22 protein-coding genes are annotated in these 20,587 nt (G+C 75.2%); 9 read left to right on the top strand and 13 right to left on the bottom strand.

Features of this window, described 5'->3' with window-relative positions; genetic code table 11:
* Positions 1–193 precede the first annotated feature (193 nt).
* Positions 194–511, bottom strand: coding sequence for a hypothetical protein (locus tag AB7F12_RS12080; protein ID WP_428516383.1), 318 nt, complete (start codon positions 509–511; stop codon positions 194–196).
* A gap of 545 nt (positions 512–1,056) precedes the next feature.
* Between AB7F12_RS12080 and AB7F12_RS12075 the strand changes: the two genes are divergently transcribed.
* Entirely contained in the window at positions 1,057–1,659 is a 603-nt protein-coding gene (locus AB7F12_RS12075; RefSeq protein WP_428501022.1) for a GNAT family N-acetyltransferase, read from the top strand.
* Positions 1,660–1,721: 62 nt separating this feature from the next.
* Entirely contained in the window at positions 1,722–2,414 is a 693-nt protein-coding gene (locus AB7F12_RS12070; RefSeq protein WP_428501023.1) for a DUF3153 domain-containing protein, read from the top strand.
* A gap of 11 nt (positions 2,415–2,425) precedes the next feature.
* Here AB7F12_RS12070 and metF read toward each other — a convergent pair whose 3' ends face one another.
* A complete protein-coding gene (gene metF / locus AB7F12_RS12065) occupies positions 2,426–3,328 on the bottom strand; it encodes a methylenetetrahydrofolate reductase [NAD(P)H] (protein ID WP_428501024.1) in 903 nt (300 codons plus the stop codon).
* 267 nt (positions 3,329–3,595) lie between these two features.
* On the opposite strand from metF, the gene AB7F12_RS12060 reads away from it, so the two are divergent.
* From AB7F12_RS12060 to AB7F12_RS12045, 4 genes are read left to right on the top strand one after another with little or no spacing between them, the layout of a single operon-like run.
* On the top strand, positions 3,596–4,693 hold the full coding sequence (locus tag AB7F12_RS12060; RefSeq protein WP_428501043.1) for a polyprenyl synthetase family protein: 1,098 nt from the start codon (positions 3,596–3,598) through the stop codon (positions 4,691–4,693).
* The gene (gene crtI / locus AB7F12_RS12055) at positions 4,690–6,297 is read left to right on the top strand and encodes a phytoene desaturase family protein (RefSeq protein ID WP_428501025.1); all 1,608 of its coding nucleotides are present in this window, start codon (positions 4,690–4,692) and stop codon (positions 6,295–6,297) included. Before AB7F12_RS12060 ends, crtI begins: the two co-directional genes overlap by 4 nt.
* Before the next feature lie 28 nt (positions 6,298–6,325).
* Positions 6,326–8,062, top strand: a complete 1,737-nt coding sequence (gene mptB, locus AB7F12_RS12050) for a polyprenol phosphomannose-dependent alpha 1,6 mannosyltransferase MptB (RefSeq protein ID WP_428501026.1) — start codon at positions 6,326–6,328, stop codon at positions 8,060–8,062.
* Positions 8,040–9,065 (top strand): phytoene/squalene synthase family protein, encoded by a 1,026-nt coding sequence (locus AB7F12_RS12045; protein WP_428501027.1) that lies wholly within the window; start codon positions 8,040–8,042, stop codon positions 9,063–9,065. Before mptB ends, AB7F12_RS12045 begins: the two co-directional genes overlap by 23 nt.
* Here AB7F12_RS12045 and AB7F12_RS12040 read toward each other — a convergent pair.
* On the bottom strand, positions 9,034–9,402 hold the full coding sequence (locus AB7F12_RS12040) for an Rv2175c family DNA-binding protein (RefSeq protein WP_428501028.1): 369 nt from the start codon (positions 9,400–9,402) through the stop codon (positions 9,034–9,036). The genes AB7F12_RS12045 and AB7F12_RS12040 overlap by 32 nt on opposite strands.
* A gap of 146 nt (positions 9,403–9,548) precedes the next feature.
* Here AB7F12_RS12040 and pknB point away from each other — a divergent pair, with 146 nt between their 5' ends.
* Positions 9,549–11,270: a Stk1 family PASTA domain-containing Ser/Thr kinase gene (pknB, locus tag AB7F12_RS12035; RefSeq protein WP_428501029.1), complete on the top strand. Its 1,722-nt coding sequence runs from the start codon at positions 9,549–9,551 to the stop codon at positions 11,268–11,270.
* A 3-nt stretch (positions 11,271–11,273) separates the two neighbouring features.
* On the opposite strand, the gene AB7F12_RS12030 is transcribed toward pknB, so the two are convergent.
* Positions 11,274–12,662, bottom strand: coding sequence for a class II 3-deoxy-7-phosphoheptulonate synthase (locus AB7F12_RS12030; protein WP_428501030.1), 1,389 nt, complete (start codon positions 12,660–12,662; stop codon positions 11,274–11,276).
* Positions 12,663–12,823: 161 nt separating this feature from the next.
* Between AB7F12_RS12030 and AB7F12_RS12025 the strand changes: the two genes are divergently transcribed.
* On the top strand, positions 12,824–12,967 hold the full coding sequence (locus AB7F12_RS12025; protein ID WP_428516399.1) for a GPGG-motif small membrane protein: 144 nt from the start codon (positions 12,824–12,826) through the stop codon (positions 12,965–12,967).
* 21 nt (positions 12,968–12,988) lie between these two features.
* Here AB7F12_RS12025 and AB7F12_RS12020 read toward each other — a convergent pair whose 3' ends face one another.
* From AB7F12_RS12020 to AB7F12_RS12010, 3 genes are all read right to left on the bottom strand, one after another.
* A complete protein-coding gene (locus AB7F12_RS12020) occupies positions 12,989–13,477 on the bottom strand; it encodes a polyadenylate-specific 3'-exoribonuclease AS (protein ID WP_428517925.1) in 489 nt (162 codons plus the stop codon).
* Positions 13,478–13,589: 112 nt separating this feature from the next.
* Positions 13,590–14,639: a hypothetical protein gene (locus AB7F12_RS12015; protein ID WP_428501031.1), complete on the bottom strand. Its 1,050-nt coding sequence runs from the start codon at positions 14,637–14,639 to the stop codon at positions 13,590–13,592.
* The gene (locus AB7F12_RS12010) at positions 14,636–15,352 is read right to left on the bottom strand and encodes a lysophospholipid acyltransferase family protein (protein ID WP_428501032.1); all 717 of its coding nucleotides are present in this window, start codon (positions 15,350–15,352) and stop codon (positions 14,636–14,638) included. The genes AB7F12_RS12015 and AB7F12_RS12010 overlap by 4 nt, the downstream gene beginning before the upstream one ends.
* A gap of 249 nt (positions 15,353–15,601) precedes the next feature.
* Between AB7F12_RS12010 and AB7F12_RS12005 the strand changes: the two genes are divergently transcribed.
* Positions 15,602–16,105, top strand: a complete 504-nt coding sequence (locus AB7F12_RS12005) for a hypothetical protein (protein WP_428501033.1) — start codon at positions 15,602–15,604, stop codon at positions 16,103–16,105.
* Between the two features lie 10 nt (positions 16,106–16,115).
* On the opposite strand, the gene AB7F12_RS12000 is transcribed toward AB7F12_RS12005, so the two are convergent.
* The 6 genes from AB7F12_RS12000 to AB7F12_RS11975 are packed head-to-tail and all read right to left on the bottom strand — an operon-like array spanning position 16,116 to position 20,547.
* The gene (locus AB7F12_RS12000) at positions 16,116–17,141 is read right to left on the bottom strand and encodes an ROK family protein (protein WP_428501034.1); all 1,026 of its coding nucleotides are present in this window, start codon (positions 17,139–17,141) and stop codon (positions 16,116–16,118) included.
* A complete protein-coding gene (locus tag AB7F12_RS11995) occupies positions 17,138–17,545 on the bottom strand; it encodes a hypothetical protein (RefSeq protein ID WP_428501035.1) in 408 nt (135 codons plus the stop codon). The genes AB7F12_RS12000 and AB7F12_RS11995 overlap by 4 nt, the downstream gene beginning before the upstream one ends.
* Complete coding sequence (locus AB7F12_RS11990; protein WP_428501036.1) at positions 17,542–18,792, bottom strand: ArsA family ATPase; 1,251 nt, start codon at positions 18,790–18,792, stop codon at positions 17,542–17,544. The genes AB7F12_RS11995 and AB7F12_RS11990 overlap by 4 nt, the downstream gene beginning before the upstream one ends.
* A gap of 57 nt (positions 18,793–18,849) precedes the next feature.
* On the bottom strand, positions 18,850–19,287 hold the full coding sequence (locus AB7F12_RS11985; RefSeq protein WP_428501037.1) for an SRPBCC family protein: 438 nt from the start codon (positions 19,285–19,287) through the stop codon (positions 18,850–18,852).
* A gap of 35 nt (positions 19,288–19,322) precedes the next feature.
* Positions 19,323–20,111, bottom strand: a complete 789-nt coding sequence (locus AB7F12_RS11980; protein ID WP_428501038.1) for a metallophosphoesterase family protein — start codon at positions 20,109–20,111, stop codon at positions 19,323–19,325.
* A 43-nt stretch (positions 20,112–20,154) separates the two neighbouring features.
* Positions 20,155–20,547, bottom strand: a complete 393-nt coding sequence (locus tag AB7F12_RS11975) for a polyketide cyclase / dehydrase and lipid transport (protein ID WP_428501039.1) — start codon at positions 20,545–20,547, stop codon at positions 20,155–20,157.
* Positions 20,548–20,587: the final 40 nt, after the last annotated feature.

Genomic DNA, 20,587 nt, shown 5'->3' with positions numbered 1-20,587 from the left:
GGCAGCACCGTCTGCCCCGGGGTCTCGCCTTGCCGCTCGGGCCCGCCGTCACGTGACGGCGCGTCCGGCCGGCCGGGTGCCTGCTCCCGCACGTGCTCCAGTACGTGGTCCACCGTCGCCTCCGCCTCCGTGTCGTCCTCCGTGTCGTCCCCGTCCACCCGCACCAGCACCGGACGAACCCGCGCCCGCGAGGTCACTTCGGCACCCGCACGAGGTCCCACACGCCCGGCCCCGCCCGCATCCGCAGCACGAACTCGGTCTCCGGCGCGTGCGGCTCCTCCGCCGACCGGGCCGTGACCCGCCAGCACCGCAACCGGTCGCCGCCGATCGGCATCGGCGACGGGAACGGCCACGGCGACTCCTCGATCCAGCGCTCCCGCACATCGGTGACGAGGTAGCGCGGCCCGCGCCGCACGGGCCTGCGCGAGAACTCGACGGGCTCGCCGTCCTGCCAGCGGACCTGGATCGGCATCGGCTGGCGCGGGCCGAACACCCGGCTGAACCCGCTCATCCGGACCCGCCCCACGCCGTACCCGACGCCGTCCCCACCGGCCTGCCCCTGCTCGTCCCCGACGGTGCCCGCACCTCGACCACGCTCCTCACGACCCCTCACGGGCCGCGCCGCCGGCGAGCGCTTCCCTTCGCTCGCCGGCCGGCACGACCCGGCAATCATATCGAACACATGTTCGATCGTTCCAGTAGAGTCGCCACCTCCGGTCGCGTCAAGTCGGACTGCCCGCCCCTGCACGATCGCGGGGGGACGTGATGAGATGTCGCGGTGCACGGCCCGGACCGCCCGCCCTCGCCGCACCCCTGTCGGGTGCGGCCGGCCGCCACGCGCGCGGCCGCACGCCGGACCGCCGGCCCCACGACACCACCCCCCGCACCGGCCCGAACCACCCCGGCACCGGCCGCGCGGCGCCCGGCCCCGCAGCGCCCGACCCCGCAGCGCCCGGCCCCGCAGCGCCCGACCCCGCAGCGCCCGGCCCCGCAGCGCCCGACCCCGCAGCGCCCGACCGGCCCGGGACACCGCCCACACCCGGATCGGGCCCCGCGATGACCGCCGCCCCACCGCGGCACCGTCTCGTCCAGTTCGGACCGGTCGAGTTCGCGGCACGGGTCGACGAGGCGCTCGCCGTCTACGTCGCGGCGATGGGCTACCCGCGCAGCACCGCCCGGCAGCGCCGCAGCCTGTGGCTCGACCACGGCCGCCGGCCGGGATGGCGGGCGGTGGGCTGGCTCGACGCGACGGGCGCGCTCGTCGGCGTCGCCTACGGCTACTCCGGCGGCGCCGGCCAGTGGTGGTACGACGAGGTGCGCCGCGGCCTGCACGACGACCCGGCGGCCTCGTCGTGGCTGTCGGACTACCTCGAGCTGACCGAGCTGCACGTCCGGCCGGACGCGCAGGGCGCGCGGCTCGGCGAGGGCCTGCTGCGGGCGTTGCTCACCGACACCGGGCACAGCCGGGTCCTGCTGTCGACGCCGGAGTACGGCGAGCGTCAGCCGGGCCGGGCGTGGCGGCTCTACCGCCGCACGGGGTTCGTCGACGTGCTGCGCCACCACCGGTTCACCGGTGACGCGCGTCCGTTCGCGGTCCTGGGCCGCAGCCTGCCGCTGGACCCGCCGGACACCGGCGCGTCGCCGGGGCGTCCCGGCTGACGTCGCGGGACACGGCGACCCGCCGTCACGGCGCGTCGGTACGCCGATGGCACGATGGCCGCATGCAGTCCCCGCCCGTCGCAGGCGTCCGCTCCAACCGCCGCCGCGTGCTCGCCGTCGTGCTGATGGCGCTGCTCGTGCTCGGGGCCCTCGGCGGGTGCGCCCGGGTGCGGGCGGCCCTGGCCCTGCAGCCCGACGACACCGTCACCGGGGAGATCGTCGTCGCGACGCCGCAGACCTCGCCGGACGACCGCGGCCCGGCCCTGACCCTGCCGGAGGACATCCGCGACGAGATCGACGTCTCGGAGTACCGGCAGGACGGCTACACCGGTTCGCTGCTGCGGTTCTCGGGCCTGTCGTTCGAGCAGGTGTCGCAGCTGGTCGGGGTCGCGGGCCCGGCGGGGCAGCAGCGCACGGAGCTGACGCTGCGCCGGGCGGGCAACCGGGTCCTGGTCGCCGGCAAGGTGGACCTGACGTCGATCCCGGTCGACAGGGCGGACTTCCAGCTCAAGATCAGCGTGCCCGGCGAGGTGCTGGACACCAACGGCGACACCGACTCCGGCACCATCAGCTGGACGTTCACCCCGGGCCAGGTGGGTGACGTGCGGGCGTCGGTGGCCTACGACGACCCGAACGCCCCGTCGGCGACGGCGTGGACGGTCGGGCTCGGTCTGGTGGTGCTGGCGGCGGCGCTGGGCGTGGTCCGGCTGGCTCACCGCACCCGCAACCCTCCGGTGCCGCCACCCGGTCGCTGACCGGGACGGCCTCAGCGCCCCGACGCGAGTCCGAGGCGCCCGACGAGCTCCACGGTGGCCGGGGAGCGGTTGAGCGTGTAGAAGTGCAGCCCCCGGACCCCCTCGGCGAGGAGCTTCTCGCACAGCTCGGCGGTCGCGTCCATGCCCGCGGCGCGGAACGCGGCGGGGTCGTCGGCGAACGGGTCGAGCCGGGACACGAGGTCCGGGGGCAGCGGTGCACCCGACAGCTCGGGGCCGCGGTGCAGGGTGCGGACGGTGGTCAGCGGCATGATCCCGGGCAGCAGGGGGACGTGGCAGCCCGCGGCGTCGAGCCGGTCGCGCAGCCGCAGGAACCCTTCGGGTTCGAGGAACAGCTGTGTGATGGCGAAGTCGGCGCCGGCCCGGATCTTCGCGACGAGGCGGTCGAAGTCGCTGTCGGCGTCGGTGGAGCGCGGGTGTCCGTAGGGGAAGGCGGCGACGCCGACGCAGAAGTCGCCGAGGCTGCGGACCATGGTGACGAGCTCGTCGGCGTAGGTGAGGCCGTCGGCGTGCGGGGTCCACTCGCCCAGCGGGTCACCGGGAGGGTCGCCACGGACGGCGAGCACGTTGCGCACGCCCGCGGCCGCGTAGGACCCGATGACGTGGCGCAGCTCGGCGCGGGAGTGGGAGACGGCGGTGAGGTGCGCCATCGGGACGAGCGTCGTGTCGGAGGCGATGCACTCGGTGGTGCGGATCGTGCGGTCGCGGCTGGACCCCCCGGCTCCGTAGGTGACGGAGACGAAGGCCGGGTCGAGCGGTTCGAGACGGCGGATGGCGCTCCACAGCTGGGCCTCGCCCGCAGCGTCCTTGGGCGGGAAGAACTCCACGGAGAACACAGGGCGGTCGACGTCGAGCCGCTCGGTGACCGTCGCGCGCGGAGGCAGGCTGCTGCTCACCCGGCCCAGCGTACGGCCAGGGCCGCGGCGGCCCGTCCCCCTGTGCGGGGAGTGGCCGGGGACGTGCCACCCCGGGGCGGTCGAGTCCGATCGGTCCGGATCGTCCGGTGCGCGCCGGCGCGCCGAGCGGTGGTCCCGCCGATAGTCTCGGCTCGTGCCCATGACGAACGCGAGCGGGCGGGGACCGGGCTGATGTCCCGCTCCGGCGCCGCCGACCTCGACCTGACCCGCCCTCCGGTGACGTGCACCGACGCCCCGGCCGTCCACATGGATCCGCGGCCGGCCCTCGCCCGCACGGATGCCGACGTCCCCGCCGCGGTGGAGCGCGAGCTCGCGGTGTGCCTGGCCGAGCGCCGCCGTGACGCGGCGGCGGTCGCGCCCGAGGTGGACGGCGCCGTCGAGGTGCTGGAGCGTTTCGTGCTGGGCGGCGGGAAACGGATCCGGCCGACGTTCGCCTGGTGGGGCTGGCGGGGTGCGGGCGGCGACCCGGACCGGGCGGGCGCGGTGCTGCGCGCGGTGAGCGCGTTGGAGCTGCTGCAGGCGTGCGCGCTCGTGCACGACGACTTCATCGACGCCTCCGCGACCCGCCGTGGCTGTCCGACGGTGCACGTGGAGTTCGCGGGGCGGCATCGCGACGAGGGGTGGACGGGCGACTCCGAGCGGTTCGGGGCGGCGGCGGCGGTCCTGCTGGGCGATCTGGCGCTGGCGTGGGCCGACGACATGCTGCAGGGCTGCGGGCTCGACGCGGCGGCCCTGGCGCGGGCGGGCGAGCCGTGGCGGGCGATGCGCACGGAGGTGCTGGCCGGTCAGTACCTCGACGTCCTCGCGCAGGCCCGGGCCGACACGACGAGTGCGTCGGCGATGCGGGTCAACCGGTTCAAGACGGCCGCCTACACGGTGGAGCGGCCGTTGCACATCGGCGCGGCCCTCGCGGGGGCCGACGCGGAGCTGACCGACGCCTACCGCCGTTTCGGTGCCGATGTCGGGGTCGCCTTCCAGCTGCGCGACGACATGCTCGGCGTATTCGGCGACCCGGAGGTCACGGGCAAGCCGGCGGGTGACGACCTGCGCGAGGGCAAGCGGACGCTGCTCGTCGCGCTGGCCCTGGAGCGGGCGGGCGAGCGCGGCGACGCGGCGGCCGCGCAGGTGGTCACGCGGGCGCTGGGCGATCCGGAGCTCGACGACGCCGGGGTCGACCGGGTCCGGCAGGTGCTGGTCGACCTGGGTGCGACCGACGCCGTGGAGGACCGGATCGCGACGTTGACGACGTCGGCACTGGACGCCCTGGCCGGCGCCGACGTGGCGGAGCCGGCCGCGGCGATGCTCGCCGACCTCGCCGACCGCGCGACCCGCCGCCGCCGGTGACCCCCCGTACGCTGCCCGGCCCGTCCGATCACGTGGTGGTCGTGGGCGCGGGCCTGTCGGGCCTGTGCTCGGCGCTGCACCTGCTGGGTGCGGGCCGGGAGGTGACGGTCGTCGAGCGCGGCACCGGCCCCGGGGGCCGGGCGGGTGCGCTCGACCTGGAGGGCCCGTCGGGCACGTTCCGGGTGGACACGGGCCCGACCGTGCTGACGATGCCGGAGCTGTTCGACGAGGCGTTCGCCGCCGTCGGGGAACGGCTGGCCGACCGGCTCGACCTGGTCCCGCTCGACCCGGCGTACCGGGCCCGGTTCGCCGACGGCTCGGCCATCGACGTCCACACCGACGGCGAGGCGATGGAGGCCGAGGTGCGCCGCGTGTGCGGGCCCGGGGCGGCGGCGGGCTACCGCGACCTGCGGGCGTGGCTGACCCGGCTGTACCGGGCGGAGATCGACACGTTCATCGGCGCGAACCTGGACTCGCCGCTGGACCTGCTCGTGCCGGATCTGGCGCGGCTGGTGGCGGCGGGCGGTTTCGGCCGGCTCGGCCCGCAGGTGGCGCGACGGATCCCCGACGAGCGGTTGCGCCGCATCTTCTCCTTCCAGTCGCTGTACGCGGGGGTGGCCCCGCGGCACGCGCTGGGCGCCTACGGCGTGATCGCCTACATGGACACGGTCGCGGGGGTGTGGTTCCCGCGCGGCGGGATGCGCGCGCTGGGCGCGGCGCTGGCCGGCGCGGTGACGTCGGCGGGCGGGCGGATCCTGTACGGGCGGACGGTGACCGGGTTGGACCGGCGTTCGGGCCGGGTGGGGGCGGTGCGTCACCGCGCGAGCGACGGCAGCGGTGGCGACCTCGACCGGCTGGTCTGCGATGCGGTGGTGCTCACCCCCGACCTGCCGGTCGTGCACCGGCTGCTGGGCCGCCGGCCGCGGCGGCCGGTGCCGCTGCGCTGGTCGCCGAGCGCGGTCGTGCTGCACGCGGGGCTGGACCGTCGTCTCGACGCGTCGCCCGACACGGCTGCGCACCACACGATCTCGTTCGGCGCGGCGTGGGACGAGACGTTCGCCGAGGTCATCGACCGGGGCCGGCTGATGAGCGACCCGTCGCTGCTGGTGACGCGACCGACCGCGACCGACGCAGGTCTCGCCCCGGAGGGCGGGGATCTGCTGTTCGTGCTGGCGCCGTGCCCGAACACGGTGTCGTCGTCGATCGACTGGCCCCGCGTGGGTCCGGCGTACCGCGACGAGCTCCTCGGCGTCCTGGCCGACCGTGGCTGGGGCGACCTGTCGGGGTCGATCGAGGTCTCGCGGCTGGTCACACCGGCCGACTGGGCCGCGCAGGGGCTCGGCGCGGGGACACCGTTCTCGCTGGCCCACACGCTGGCGCAGACGGGCCCGTTCCGGCCGCGCAACCTGGTGCGCGGGCTGGACAACGTCGTGCTGGCCGGCTGCGGGACGACGCCGGGTGTGGGCATCCCGCCGGTGGTGCTGTCGGGACGGCTCGCCGCGGAGCGGATCACCGGGCCGTCGCCGCGCCGCCGCGCGGCCGGCCGGGCGCCGCGGTCGGGGGGCCCCGGGGAGCGGGACCGCAGGGTCCCGGCACGGTCCTGACGGCGGGCGTGCGAGCATGGTCGCCGACATGACCGCCCAGCCCTCCACCCCGGTCCCCCGGCCGGCGGCGCCCGAGCCGACGACATCGGAATCGGTGTCGTCGGCCGAGCCGACGGTGGGTCCGGCCGCGGCGGACCCGGCCGCGACGCTCCCGGAGACGACCTCGCAGACCACCGCTGAGCCGCCCCGCGGGTCCTCGTCGCAGGTGAGCGCGACGGTCGCCCCCGACGGTCACGAACCCGCACCGGCGACGCGCCGCTCACGCTTCGGCGACCCGCCCCGCGGCCCGTTGCTGATGGGCCTGGGCGCCTCGCTGCTGATGCTCGTCGGCGGCTTCGGCGCGGGCGGCACCCTGATCCGCGATCCCTGGCTGACCAACTCCCCCGTCGGGTTCTGGCGCTACGGCCACGGCTCCGAGATCGCGACGGCGCTCGTCTACCTCGGCGTCGTCCTGTTGGCGTGGGCGTGGATCCGGCTGGGTCGCGAGGTCCTCGCCGGCCGCGTGGGTGGGCGCGCGGTGTTGTCCACCGCGGTCGTCTGGCTGATTCCGATGCTGGTCACGCCGCCGCTGTTCACCCGCGACGTCTTCAGCTACCTGGCGCAGGGCGCGCTGCCGCTGCACGGCTTCGACCCGTACGCGGTGGGGCCGGACGTGATGCCGGGCGTCTTCACCGACAACGTGCACTTCTTCTGGCAGGACACCCCGGCGCCCTACGGGCCGCTGTTCATCCTGATGGCCAAGGGCACCGCGGCGCTCGCGGGCAACAACATCATCCTCGGCGTCATCCTGATGAGGCTGGTGCTGTGCCTGGGGTTGGTGCTGCTGGTCTGGGCGCTCCCGGAGCTCACCCGCCGCATGGGCGGCAAGGTGCCGGTGGCGCTGTGGGTCGCGGTCGCCAACCCGCTGATGGTGATCCACATGGTCGGCGGCGGCCACAACGACCTGCTGGTCATGGGCCTGCTGGCCGTCGGCGGCCTGTACGCGCTGCGGGGGAAGTGCCTGCTCGCGATCGTGATCGTCAGTGCCGCGATGGCCGTCAAGGCCAGCGCCGCGGTCGCGCTCCCGTTCGTCGTGCTGATCTGGGCGATGCAGATGCCCGGCTCGACGCGCACGGTCCGCATCGTCAAGGCGATCGGCGCCGGCATCGGCGTGTTCGTCGTGACGTTCGGCCTGATCAGCGTCGCCGCGGGGGTCGGGCTGGGCTGGTTGCCCGCGCTGTCGGCGCCGTCGATGATCGTCAACTGGCTGTCCTGGCCGACGGGCGCGGGTGAGCTGGTGCACTGGCTGGTCAACCTGGTCTTCCCGGTGCCCAAGCAGCCGTTCATCAACGTCGCGCGGATCGTGGGCGCGGCGCTGCTGGTGTGGATCGCGGTGAAGCAGTGGCTCGCGGCCCGCGACGGCGGTCCGGACGCGCTGCGCCGGGCGGGCATCGTCCTGCTCGCGGTCGCGGTCCTGTCCCCCGCGACGCTGCCGTGGTACCTCAGCTGGGGCATCGCGTTCCTGGCGATGGCGCCGTGGTCGCGCAAGCACCTGTCGTGGCTGGTCGCGGGATCGTTGTGGCTGGTGATCGTCTACTACCCCAACGGCGAGGACGCACTCTACAACTGGGGTTACCTCGCGGTCTGCGCGCTCGGCTGCCTGCTCGCGGCCTGGTCGCTGCACAACCCCGACCCGCTCCGCCTGCGCCGGCGCACGCCGGCGCCGGTGGCGCAGCGGACCGGCGATCCCGTGGCGGCGGCCGGTGCCGGGCAGCGGCCGCGCTGAGCTCGACGCCGCAGGCCTGGACGATCCGGACCTGCGCGCCGGGTACGCGGCGTGCCGTGCCCTGCACGCCACGCACGGGCGCACGTACTTCCTGGCGACGCGGCTGCTGCCCGCCGGGCGCCGGCCCGCGGTGCACGCCCTGTACGGGTTCGCCCGGTTCGCCGACGAGATCGTCGACGACCTGTCCGACGGCCGCTCCGCCGGTGACCGGGCGGCGGGCATCGACGCGCTCGGGCGGGCACTCGACGCCGCACTGGCCCCCGGCGCGGGGCCCGCGGCCGTCGTCGGACGCGGCGACGCCGGGCCCGTGCTCGCCGCCGTCGCCGACACCGCGCGCCGCTACGACATCGACCCGGTGCACTTCCGTGACTTCCTGACGTCGATGCGGATGGACACCGAGGTCACCGAGTACCCGACCTACGACGACCTCGCACGCTACATGCACGGATCGGCCGCGGTGATCGGGCTGCAGATGGTGCCGATCCTGGGCACGGTCGTCCCCCGCGAGGAGGCCGAGCCGCACGCCGCCGCACTGGGTGTCGCGTTCCAGCTGACCAATTTCCTGCGCGACGTCGGCGACGACCTCGACCGCGGCCGCGTCTACCTGCCCGCCGACGAGCTGGCCGCGTTCGGTGTCGACCGCGACCTGCTGGAGTGGTGCCGCCGCCGGCGCGCCCGCGACCCGCGGGTCCGGGCCGCGCTCGCGCACCTGGTCGCGCGGACCCGCGCGGTGTACCGGCGCGCGGCGCCCGGGATCGGGATGCTCGAACCGGTGTCACGGACGTGCATCGGCGCGGCCGCCACCCTGTACGGGGGAATCCTCGACCGGGTCGCCGACGCCGGCTACGACGCCGTGCTGCACCAGCGGGTCCGCGTCGGGACGGCGCGACGCGCGGGCGTCGCGCTCCCGGGTCTGGTCAGGGCAGTGGCGGCGCGGACCTCGGTCCGCGCCGCCGGAACCGCCGGTCGGGTCAGAACGCCATCGCCTGCGCGCGACGCTTGACCTCCTTGTGCCGCTTGGCCTTCAGGGCGGCGACGGGTGTGCCGGGCAGGGAGTCGTCGTCGGCGAACAGCCAGCGCAGGATGTCGTCGTCGGAGTAGCCGCCGTCGCGCAGCACCGTGATGGTGCCGCTGAGGCCCTTGACGATCCCGTGCTCGTCGTCGAGGAAGTCCGCGGGGACCACCGTGGCCCCGTCGCGGCGCAGCGACAACAGCTGCCCGTCGCGCACGAGCTGGTGCACGCGGGAGACGGGGACGGACAACGACTGCGCGACGTCGGCGACCGGGAGGGTCACGACGTCGTCGGAGAGCACCGCGGGGGTGCCCGACCTGTCGGTCACAGTCCGGCCTCGCCGGATGCGCGGCCGGCCGTTCGCTCAGCCATGCCGTGTCGTCGGTTCATTGGTCGGCGCTCACTCACAGCCCGACACCATGCCATAACACCCACCGTGACGGGCAGGGTCCGACCGGACGGTACCGTCGGGGGGTGAACGCCCCGACCGGATTCGCAGGTGCGCTGCTGGACGCGCGCTACCGCGTCGGAGGGGTCATCGCCCGGGGCGGCATGTCGACGGTCTATCACGGCCTCGACACGCGGCTGGACCGTCCCGTCGCGATCAAGGTGATGGACGGCGCGATGGCGGCCGACCCGGCGTTCCGGAACCGGTTCGAGCGTGAGGCCCGGTTGGCGGCCCGGATCGACCACCCGGCCGTGGTCGACGTGCACGACCAGGGCGACGGCCCCGACGGCGCGCTGTTCCTGGTCATGGAGCTGGTGCAGGGCGGCACGCTGCGCGACGTGCTGCGGGTGCGGGGCGCGGTCGGCGTGCCGACGGCGTTCGCGGTGATGGAGCCGGTGCTGGCGGGGCTGGCCGAGGCCCACCGCCTCGGCATGGTGCACCGCGACGTGAAGCCGGAGAACGTGCTGATCTCGGAGAACGGCGAGGTGAAGGTCGCCGACTTCGGGCTGGTCACCGCGGCCGCCCAGAGCGGCGCGAGCCACGCCGGCATGATCATGGGCACACTCGCCTACCTGTCCCCCGAACAGGTGGCCAGCGGCGCGGCCGACGCCCGCAGCGACGTCTACTCCGCCGGGATCGTGCTCTACGAGCTGCTCACCGGCACGCCGCCCTACGTCGCCGACGTCGCGATCACGGTGGCGCTGCGCCACGTCAACGAGGACGTCCCGGCCCCGTCGCTGGTGGCGGGCGAGGTCCCCCCGGAGCTCGACGAGCTGGTCCTGGCCGCCACCCGGCGCGACCCGGCGGCCCGCCCACCCGACGCGGGCGCGTTCCTGGCGGCGCTGCGGGCGGTCCGCGACCGGCTCGGCGTGCCACGGGTCCCGGTGCGCCCACCGGTGCGGCCGGTCGAGGAGCAGCTGACGGTCCCCGCGGCCCGGCCGGCCGGGCCGGGCGGTACCCGCACGATGGAACGTCCCCCGGTGGCCGACCCGTTCGCACCCGACGCCGCCCCGCCGGCGCCGCCGGCCCACCACGCGGCCCGCAGGCGCAGCAGGCGCTGGCTGGCGTTGTGGATCGCGGTCGTGCTGGTCCTCGGGCTCGCGGTGGCGGGCACGGCGTGGTGGCTGGGCTCGGGGCGGTGGACGGCGATGCCGTCGGTCGTCGGGCTAGACCGGCCGGCGGCGGAGAGGCTGCTGGCCGACTCCGACCTCGTGGTGACGGTGAGCGAGCAGCATCACGACTCCATCGCCGCGAACGTGGTCGCGCAGGCCGACCCGGCGGCGCAGTCGCGGCTGCTGCGGGGCGCGCACGTGACGTTGACGGTGTCGAGCGGACGGCCCGTGGTGCCGGCGGTGGCGCCGGGTGCGGCGGTCGCGGCGGCGGAGCAGCAGCTGCGCGACAACGACCTCACCCCGGTCCGCTCGGTCGCGGCCACCGAGTTCAGCGACCGTGTCCCGGAGGGCGCGGTCCTGCGCACCGACCCGGTGGCGGGCACGGCGCTGCCCATCGGCGCGCCCGTCACCCTGGTGCTGAGCAAGGGCGAGCAGCCGAAGACCGTCGAGGTCCCCTACGTCGTCGGGATGCGGGTCAAGCAGGCCACGCAGGCGCTGCGTGAGGCGGGGTTCGACGTCGAGACCGAGTCCGACTTCCCCTTCGGCAACCGCGACAACGGTCGCGTCGTGGCGCAGTACCCCGACGCCGGCGAGTCGCTGCCGCGGGGCACCACGATCACCCTGACGGTCTTCTGACCGTCAGCCGCGCAGCATCTCCGCCACGAGGAACGCCAGCTCCAGGGACTGCTGGGTGTTGAGCCGCGGGTCGCACGCCGTCTCGTAGCGGCCCGACAGGTCGGCGTCGGAGATCTCCTGCGCCCCGCCCAGGCACTCGGTGACGTCCTCACCGGTGACCTCGACGTGGATGCCGCCCGGGTGCGTGCCCAGGGCACGGTGCACCTCGAAGAAACCCTGCACCTCGTCGACGATCCGGTCGAAGTGGCGCGTCTTGTAACCGGTGGTGGACTCGTGGGTGTTGCCGTGCATCGGGTCGCACTGCCAGATGACCTTGTGCCCCGACGCCGTGACCTTCTCGACAATGGGGGCGAGCACGTCGCGCACCTTGCCGTTGCCCATCCGGCTGACCAGCGTGAGCCGGCCGGGAACCCCGTGGGGGTCGAGCCGCTCGACGTACTCGACGGCCTGCTCCGGGGTCGTCGTCGGGCCGATCTTGAGCCCGATCGGGTTGGCCAGCAGCTCGAACAGGGCGACGTGGGCGCCGTCGAGCTGGCGGGTCCGCTCGCCGATCCACACGAAGTGCGCCGACAGGTCGTAGAGCTTCGGGCTCCCCCCGCGGGTGTCGAGGCGCAGCATGGCCCGCTCGTAGTCCATGAGCAGCGCCTCGTGCGAGGCGTAGAACTCGGTGGTGTGCATGCGGTAGTCCTCGACGCCGCACGCGTCCATGAACTGCAGCGCCCGGCCGATCTCGCCGGCGAGCGCCTCGTAGCGCTCCCCCGCGGGCGAGGTGCGGACGAAGTCCTTGTTCCAGTCGTGGACCATCGTCAGGTCGGCCATGCCGGTGGCCGTGAGCGCGCGGACGAGGTTCATCGCGGCGCTGGCGTTGGCGTAGGCGCGGACCATGCGCGACGGGTCGGGGATGCGCGCGACCGGGTCGGCGACGATGGAGTTGACGATGTCGCCGCGGTAGGAGGGCAGACCCAGCGCGTCGGTCGGGCTGCTGCGCGGCTTGGCGTACTGCCCGGCGATCCGGCCCAGCTTCACCACGGGCAGCGACGCTCCGTAGGTGAGGACGATGGCCATCTGCAGCAGCGTGCGGATGGTGGCGCGGATGTGCGGCTCGGTGTTGTCGACGAACGTCTCCGCGCAGTCGCCGCCCTGCAGCAGGAACGCGCGCCCGTTGGCGACGTCGGCGAGCCGCTCGTGGAGCCGGTCGACCTCCGCGGGCAGGGTGACGGGCGGGACGCTCTCCAGGACGGTGCGCACGTGCGCGACCTGCTCGGCGTCGGGCCAGTCGGGCTGCTGGGCCGCGGGACGCGCCAGCGCGTCGTCGAGGCGGGCGCGCAGGTCCGCGGGCAGCGGCGGCAGCTCGGGCAGGACTTCGACAGGGGCGTCGACCGACCAGTTCACACCGTCAGGTTAGGCCGTCGCGGAACATGCTCGCCGCGCGGCCCGACAGGGCTCCGACGGCCGTTCGGGGGGCGGGCGCCGCGGGGCGGCTGGGCCGTCCGGAGGCCGCCGTCACCCGATCGGACCGATTCCACATCGGACTCGCGGTGTACTCCCCCCGCATGGCAACTCTCCTCTGGATCCTCGCGGTCATCCTGGTCGTCGCCGGCATCGTCGCGATCGTGCGGCGCCAGCTGCTGTGGGGCATCGTGCTGATCGTCGTCGGACTGCTCGTCGGCCCGGGCGGGGTGAGCATCTTCACCTGACGGGCGGTCGGCGGTCGCGGCTCAGCGGGCCGCGACCGCCGACTCGATGGCCTCCCAGCGCCGGACGTTGAGCCGGGCGTCGGCCAGCGCGTCGTGGGCGTCCGACGACGGCGGCGGCAGCGGTGGCCGCCCGGCGTCCTCCCAGCGCTGGCGCAGCTCCCGGGTGAACCGGGGCAGGGCCCGCGGCAGGGCCGGCATCGCGCCCCACAGCTGGCACAGCGCGACGTGGTCGTAGGCGGCGATCCACGCCCACAGCTCGACCTCGCCCGGCGCGCCGGTCAGGAACGCCAGCAGGTCCGAGCGGATCGCGGCACGGGAGCGCCACGCCTTGTCCGCCGGCGACGGCAGCTTCGGCAGCACGTTGGCGCGCACCCACGCCCCCGCCCGGCCCGGGTCGAACTCCGTGGACACGGCGTAGAACTCGCGCCCGTCCTCCCCCACGACACCGATCGACACCAGGTCGATCGTCGTGCCGTCCTCGATGAACTCGCAGTCGTAGAAGAACCGCATTCCGTTCCGTTCTGGCTGGTCTCGTGCGCCCGCGCTCCGGGCCGCCGACGAGGGTACGGACCCACGCGGGCTCGTGCCCCGCCCGGCCGGTCCCGGACCCGATCCCCGCAGCTCATCGCGCTGCGGGCGATGCGCGTGCGTCGGCAGGCAGGTCGGCGAGCACGTAGTCGAGCAGGTCGCGACCGTGGTCGGAGGCGACGACGACGTCGTCGGCGGCGATCCGGACCCGGTGCAACGACTGCATGCGCAGCACGTCCCCGTCGGCCCGGGAGTTGGGGAAGATCCCCGAGTAGGACACCCCGAGCTCCTCGAGGTGGTCGGCGACCAGCGCGGTCGCCGGGTCGTCGAGGGGCAGGTCGAGGTAGACCGCGTCGACGCCGCGGCGGTGGAACAGGTGGTGCCGCTCGGCGCGCACGACGTCGCCCAGGTCGGCGCCGGGGGCGGTCACGGTGAGGATCGCGATGGCGTGGTCGGCCTCGATGTCGACGTGCAGGGTGCTGCGGGCGCGGAGCACGGCGTCGCCGGGTGGCCGCGCCGGCGTGCCGCGCAGGTCGCAGACCTCCAGCGTGCGGGTCACGACGGGCAGGTGCCGCTCGGGCGCGTACACGTCGCGGGCGCTGCCGTCACCGAGCTTGGTGTAGAAGAACGCCGCCGAGCGGCGCCGGCGCCGGGCGTCGAGCGCCGCGTCGTTGGCGACCGATGCCGGGATCCAGCCGAGCAGGAACCCGGTCTCGTGTGCGCCGACGGCGATGTTGGCGCGCTCGCTGTACGGGTGCGCGGCCGTGACCTCGGAGTACATGCCGCGCAGCCCCGCACCGCGGGCCCAGTCCATGAGAAAGCGCTTGGTGCGGGTGAACACGTGGTGCCCGCGCGCCGCCGGCAGGGTCACGGCCTGGCCGGAGTGGGCGACGAGGTCACCGGTGGTGGCGAGGCTCATGCCCATGTGGCACAGCAGCTTTCCGGTCGCGGACTCGGCCACGACCGAGACGTAGCGGCCCTCGGCGAGGCGGGCGGCGACCTCGTGGGCGTCGTAGACCCAGCGGACGTCGTAGCTGTCGCCGTAGACGGCCGAGATCAACGAGGTGAGCACGTGACCCTCGTGCGGGCCCAGCAACCGGAACGAGACGCCGTCGGGCGCCGCGTCGCCGGCGGGGGCGGTCATCCGGCCTTGGTGCCCGGCACGCGGTCGGCCGCCTCGGCGGCCGCCTTCTCCTTGACCGAGGCCGCGTAGAGGTCGACGTAGGTCTGCCCGGACAGCTCCATGAGCGAGTACATGATCTCGTCGGTCATCGAGCGTTCGATGAACCGGTCGCCCGCCATGCCGGCGTAGCGCGAGAAGTCGAGCGGCTCCCCCACCTTGATGTGCACGTGGTGGGGCTTCCACATGCGGGAGCCGATCGGGTTGACCTTGTCGGTGCCGATCATCGCGACCGGGACGACGGGCACGCCCGCCTCGAGCGCCATCCGCGCGACACCGGTCTTGCCCTTGTAGAGCCGGCCGTCGGGCGAGCGGGTGCCCTCGGGGTAGATGCCCAGCAGCGTGCCCGCGCGCAGCAGCCGCACCGCGGTGTCCATGGCGTCCTGGGCGGCGGAGCCACCGGAGCGGTCGACCGGGACCTGGCCGACCCCGGTGAAGAACTGCTTCTTCAGGAAACCGAGGACGCCGGGCTCGGTGAAGTACTCCCGTTTGGCGAGGAACGTGATGCGTCGCGGCACGAGCAGCGGCAGGAAGAAGGAGTCGACGACGGCGAGGTGGTTGCTCGCGAGGATCGCGCCACCGCGCTCCGGCACGTTCTCCAGGCCCTCGATCGTGGGCCGGCACAGCAACCGCATCAGCGGCCCGAGCAGCACGAACTTCGACCACCAGTACAACACCGGGGCGGGCTCCCCTCCGCTCGACGCCGCACAGCCTACGGACGGCCCCCGGCACCCGCCAGCCGATCGCGCCCGCGGGTCTGCGCGGCGCGGCCCCGAACCCGCCGACCCACGTGTTCGGGACGAAACGGACGTCGCCGGGTCACGATGAGCGCCGGAGCCGACCGATTCGGCGTCCGACGTGTCAGGATGGTCGGACATCGTCGTCCCGGACCCCGGCCGGGGCAGGACGAGCACGGGAGGTGCCGGTTGAACCACGATCCCGACGATCGCTACGGTCCCGGTACCGGTGGCTCCGGTCGTGACCCCGAGATCGACGAGTTCGACCGGATCGTCGCGGGGTGGCGCAGCGAGGGCCCGGTCCCGCAGTGGCCCGACGAGACCCCCGCCACCACCGTGGCGCCCGCTCCCGAGCCACCCCACCACGGTGACGACGACCCCACGCCGGCCCGGGGCACCACCCGCCCCCCGGCCGACGCCCGGCCCGACGACGCCGACGAGCCCGACGAGCACTTCGTGCCGCCCGAGCCGCCGCCGCTGCCGCGGCTGGGTCCGCCCGCAATCGTCGGTATCGCGCTGCTCGCACTGGGCCTGCTGCTGGTCGTGGCACCGAGCGTGCTCGGCATGTCGTCGGTCTACGGACTGCCGCTGGGCTTGTTGTCGCTGGCCGCGGGCCTGGGCTGGCTCGTGCTGCGGCTCTGGCCCACCCCGGCCGACGACCCCGACGAGGACGACGACGGCGCGGTCCTCTGACCTGCGGCGACTACGAGGTCGCCACGTCCGCGCGTGGCGCGGTGCGCGCCGCGAACGCCTCCCGCGCCAGCTGCGCCGCACCGACGACCGCGGCCGCGTCCCCGAGCTGGGCCGTGCGGATCCGCGCCAGCGGCCGGTGCCCGGCACCGGTGACGATGCGGGCGTAGTGCTCGCGGGCGGCGTCGAGGAACAGCGGCGCCGAACCCGACACCCCGCCGCCGACGACGACCACCTCGGGGTCGAACACGTCGGCGACCACGGCGAGGCCCTCCCCCAGCCAGTGCCCGAGCTCGGCCATGGCCCGGCGGGCGACCCGGTCGCCCTCGCGCGCGGCGGCGGCGACGCGCTGCCCGCTGATCCTCCCCGGGTCGGCGGCGGCGTCGCGGGCGAGGATCGACCCGCCCGACCGGTCGGCGCCCAGCAGCTCCAGCGCGGTCGTGGCGAGCGCGGTGCCGCTGCAGTAGCGCTCCCAGCAGCCGCGTTTGCCGCACGGGCAGGGCCGGCCGTCGGGGACGACGCGCAGGTGACCGAGCTCGGGGGCGACGCCGTGGGCGCCGCGGAACAGCTCCCCGCCGATCAGCAACGCCGCGCCGATGCCCGTGCCGAGCGCGACGAACACGGCCGTCGACGCGCCCGCCGCCGCCCCGAAGCGCCGTTCGGCCAGCGCGGCGGCGTTGGCGTCGTGCTCGACCACCGTCGGCAGGCCCAGCCGGGCGCCGACCCGCGTCGCGACGGGCGCGTCGCGCCACGACAGGTGCGGCGCGTAGCGGACGGTGTCACGGTCCGGGGCGACGAACCCGGCGAGCGCGAGACCGGCGGCGCGCACCGGGTGCCGGCGGGCCAGCTCGCTCACGACGCCCGCGATCGTCTCCTCCAACGCCTCCTCCCCGACCGGGGTGGGGGCGCGGAGGGTGTCGAGGACCTCGCCCTCGGCGTCGACGACGCCCGCCCGGACGCTGGTGCCGCCGACGTCGACACCGACGGCCAGTACCCGATCGGCGTCGGCGGCGTGCGTCCTCGGTGCCCCGGCGCTCATCCGCGGGTCACGGTGATGCGCTGCACCGTGGGCCGTGCCGGCTCGTCGGCGCCGGTGGACGGGTCGGGCGGGGGCGGCGCCCCGGCGCCCTCGGCCAGGGCCGCACGCAGGACCGCGAGCAGCCCGGAGGCGTGCTCGGCGAGCTGGGCCGCGAGCTCCGGACGCTCACCGCGCAGCACCGCGATGACGGCACACACCGGGCAGGAGGCACACGCGGCGGGCCCGGCCGGGTCGGGATCACCGCCCGGGGGTGCGGCGGCGTACCGGTCGAGCGCCGGCTGCAGCCGGTCGATCAGGCCGGCGAGCAGGGTGCGGGCCTCCCCGGCGACACCGGGATGCCCGCCGCAGGACGCCCCGCCGGTGTCGGCACCCGCTCCCGCAGCGTCCGGTCCGGGGGCGGTCATCGCATCCATGCCGACGGGTCGGGGCGGAACGTCACGCACAGCACCGCCGCCTCGCCGGTGCCGTCGAGCCGGGCGTCGACGACCTCGCAGCGGCGCAGCACCGACGGCAACGCCACCGGGCGGCGGGCGAACCCGACGGTGACGACCAGCTCGTCGCCGACCCGGACCAGGTCGAGCGGGCCGGAGTCGGCGCCGGGCAGGCGCAGGTCCATCACGAACTCCGACTCGAGTGCGGTGCCCTGCCCCGCGGTGCGCCGCACGGTGAGCGTCGGCGGAGCGGCACCGGCCGGCGGGACGGGGTCGTCGGCGCCGTAGAGGTCGTCGGCCAGCGCCAGCAGGGCGGTGACGCCCGTCGGTTCCGCGGCCGCGTGCCCGACGACCCGGACGGCGGCGCCGTCGGCGCCCGGCGCGAGCTCGTCGAGGACGGCCCGCTGCTCGGTGTTGCGCTCACGCAGCCAGGCCGCGGCGGGTCCGCGCAGCGACGGCGGGGGCGCCGGCACGACCCGGTTGACGATCAGCCCGTCGACCCGGATGCCGTGCAGCGCAAGCGCTGTGCGCGTGCGCCGGGTCTCTGCCGCGACGACCCGCTCGGGTGTCAGGACCAGCCGGACGCTGCTGCGCGCCGGATCGGTGACCAGGCAGGCGAGGCCGCCGAGCTGCTCGGCCAGGGCGTCGAGGGCGTCGACGGTGCGGTCGAGACGGGCCGCGGAGTCGGCCGAGCCGCGCCCGGCGAGGCCCGCGAGCATCCCGCGGACGGCGCGGCGATGGGCCGGGAAGACCCGTTCCAGGTACGCGGCCAGCGCCTCCGGCAGCGCAAGCAGGCGCAGCGTCTCCGCGGTCGGCCCGCAGTCGACGACCACCACCTCCCACGGCCCCGTCTCGGCGAGCCGGCGCACCTCCGACAGCGCGAGCAGGTCCTCGACACCGGGCAGCACCGTCAGCTCGTCGGCGAGGATCTCGTCGACCCCGATCCCGGCCAGCAACGCCCGCAGGTGCCCCTGCAGCGTGCCCCAGGCACCGTCGAGCAGCGTCCGGGTGTCGACGTGTGCGGCGAAGAGCCCCCCGATGCCCGGCAGCTCGCGGGGCTCACCGTCGAGCTCGGTGTCGAGTGCGTCGCCCAGGGAGTGGGCCGGGTCGGTCGACACGACCAACGTCTTGCGGCCCGACCGCGCCAGCGTGGCGGCGGTGGCCGCGGACAGGGTGGTCTTCCCCACCCCACCCTTGCCGGTGAACAGCACGACCCGCATCCGACGAGCGTAGCGGCGCAGCGGGCCGCACCCGTTCCCGGCGGGGCCGGGTGCCGGTCAGCCCTGCTCGACGCGGCGCTTGAGACCCTTCAGCGCGGTGTCGATGATGACCTTCTCGGCCTTGCGGCGCAGCATGCCGATCATCGGGATGCTGAGGTCCACGGCGAGCGAGTAGGTGACCGTCGTCGACGTGGCGTCGCCTTCGAGGACGTAGGACCCGTTCTGCGCCTTCTGCATCTGGCCCTTGACGAGGTTCCAGCTGACCGAGCTGCCGTCGGGCGCCCAGTCGTAGTCGAGGGTGTAGGAGTCCTTGATCGGGCCGGCGTCCATCGTGAACCTCACGCGGCGGGCCCGGCCGTCGGCCCCCTCGTCGAGGATCTCCACCGACTTCATCTGCTCCGCCCACTTCGGGTACGCCTCGAAGTCGGCGATGACCGCCATCACTCGCTGCGGGTCCGCGGCGATCGAGATCGAGGAGGTGGTCGCGTCGGCCATGCGCGGAGGTTACCGCCCCGGGGCCGCCGCGACCGTCACCACCGCAGCACGTAGGGCAGCGGGTCGCGCCGGAAGTAGCCGACGTTCACACATTCGGTGCGTCCGCGCCGCACCCGCTGCGCCAACGGCTGGTGGACGTGACCCGACAACGCCGCCCGCGGCCGGTCACGGTCGATGGCCTCCAGCAGGCCCGGCCCGGTGACCTCCGGGCCGCGGGTGACCGTGTCGTAGGCGAGCTCGGTGATCGCGGGCGGGACGTGGCTGCACAGCACGTCGACGCCCGAGAACCCGTCGACCACCGCCGCGTACTCCTCCCACGGCACCAGGTTCGGCCGCCACGCCGGACCCGGACGGAACGTCACCCCCGCGGGCAGCGGTGCCCCGCCGACGAACCCGAAACGCAGCCCGCCGATCTCCGCGACCTTCCCGTCGACGAGCTGCACCCCCGGCCCGGCGTGGGCCGGCCACAGGTGCGGGACGTCGACATTGCCGGGGATCGCCCAGGTCGGCGCGGACAGCACCGCGAACATCCGCGCGTACTGCTCCGAGATCGCCTCCTCGACCAGCGCGCGCGGGTTCCCCACCGCCGCCCACGCCGCGCTCGCGTACTCGCGCCACGCGTTCCGGTCGCCGGTGCGCCGCAGCTGCGCGAGCCGCCCGCTCACCTCGGCGCCGAGCACCGTGCCGACGATCCCGCCCGCGGGGTCGCCGTAGTCGATGAAGTCGACGAGGTCACCGAGGACGACCAGGGCGTCGGCACCGTCGCCCGCGCGGGCGAGGCCCTCGACGTTGCCGTGGACGTCGGAGACCACGTGCACGCGCATGCCCGCGACGCTACAGACCCCGGTGCGCCACACCGATGGCCACTCACGACCCCGCGGAGGCGTCGGCCGCCGGCTCGCCCGGGGCGCGGCCACCCTCCAGGACCCGCTTGAGCGCCAACGCCAGCGCCTTCGCCGCACGGTGGCGGCGACGCGCCTCGGCCGCGGCCCGCCGCGGCGGCAGCGGCACCGGCGCCCCGTCGGGCCCCGCGCCGTCGGCGCGCAGGTAGTAGTGCAGGACGGTGCCGTCGAGCACCTCCTCCAGCCACACCTCCATGCTCCCGACCAGCGCGCCCGTCACCGTCCAGCGCATCCCCTGGGCACCACGGTCGGAGACGGTGCGCAGCCGCAGGTCCGGCCACATCCGCGGCCAGCCGGCGGGATCGGCGAACACCGCGGCCAGGCGGGGACGGGTGACGACGAGGAACGTCTCGTCCATCACATCGACCGTCGGCATCGTGCGCGCCACCCCCGTTCGC

It is taken from the genome of Pseudonocardia sp. (assembly GCF_050250275.1).
In the GTDB taxonomy this organism is placed as follows: Bacteria; Actinomycetota; Actinomycetes; order Mycobacteriales; family Pseudonocardiaceae; genus Pseudonocardia.
This window is presented reverse-complemented; position numbering and strand designations above follow the sequence as displayed.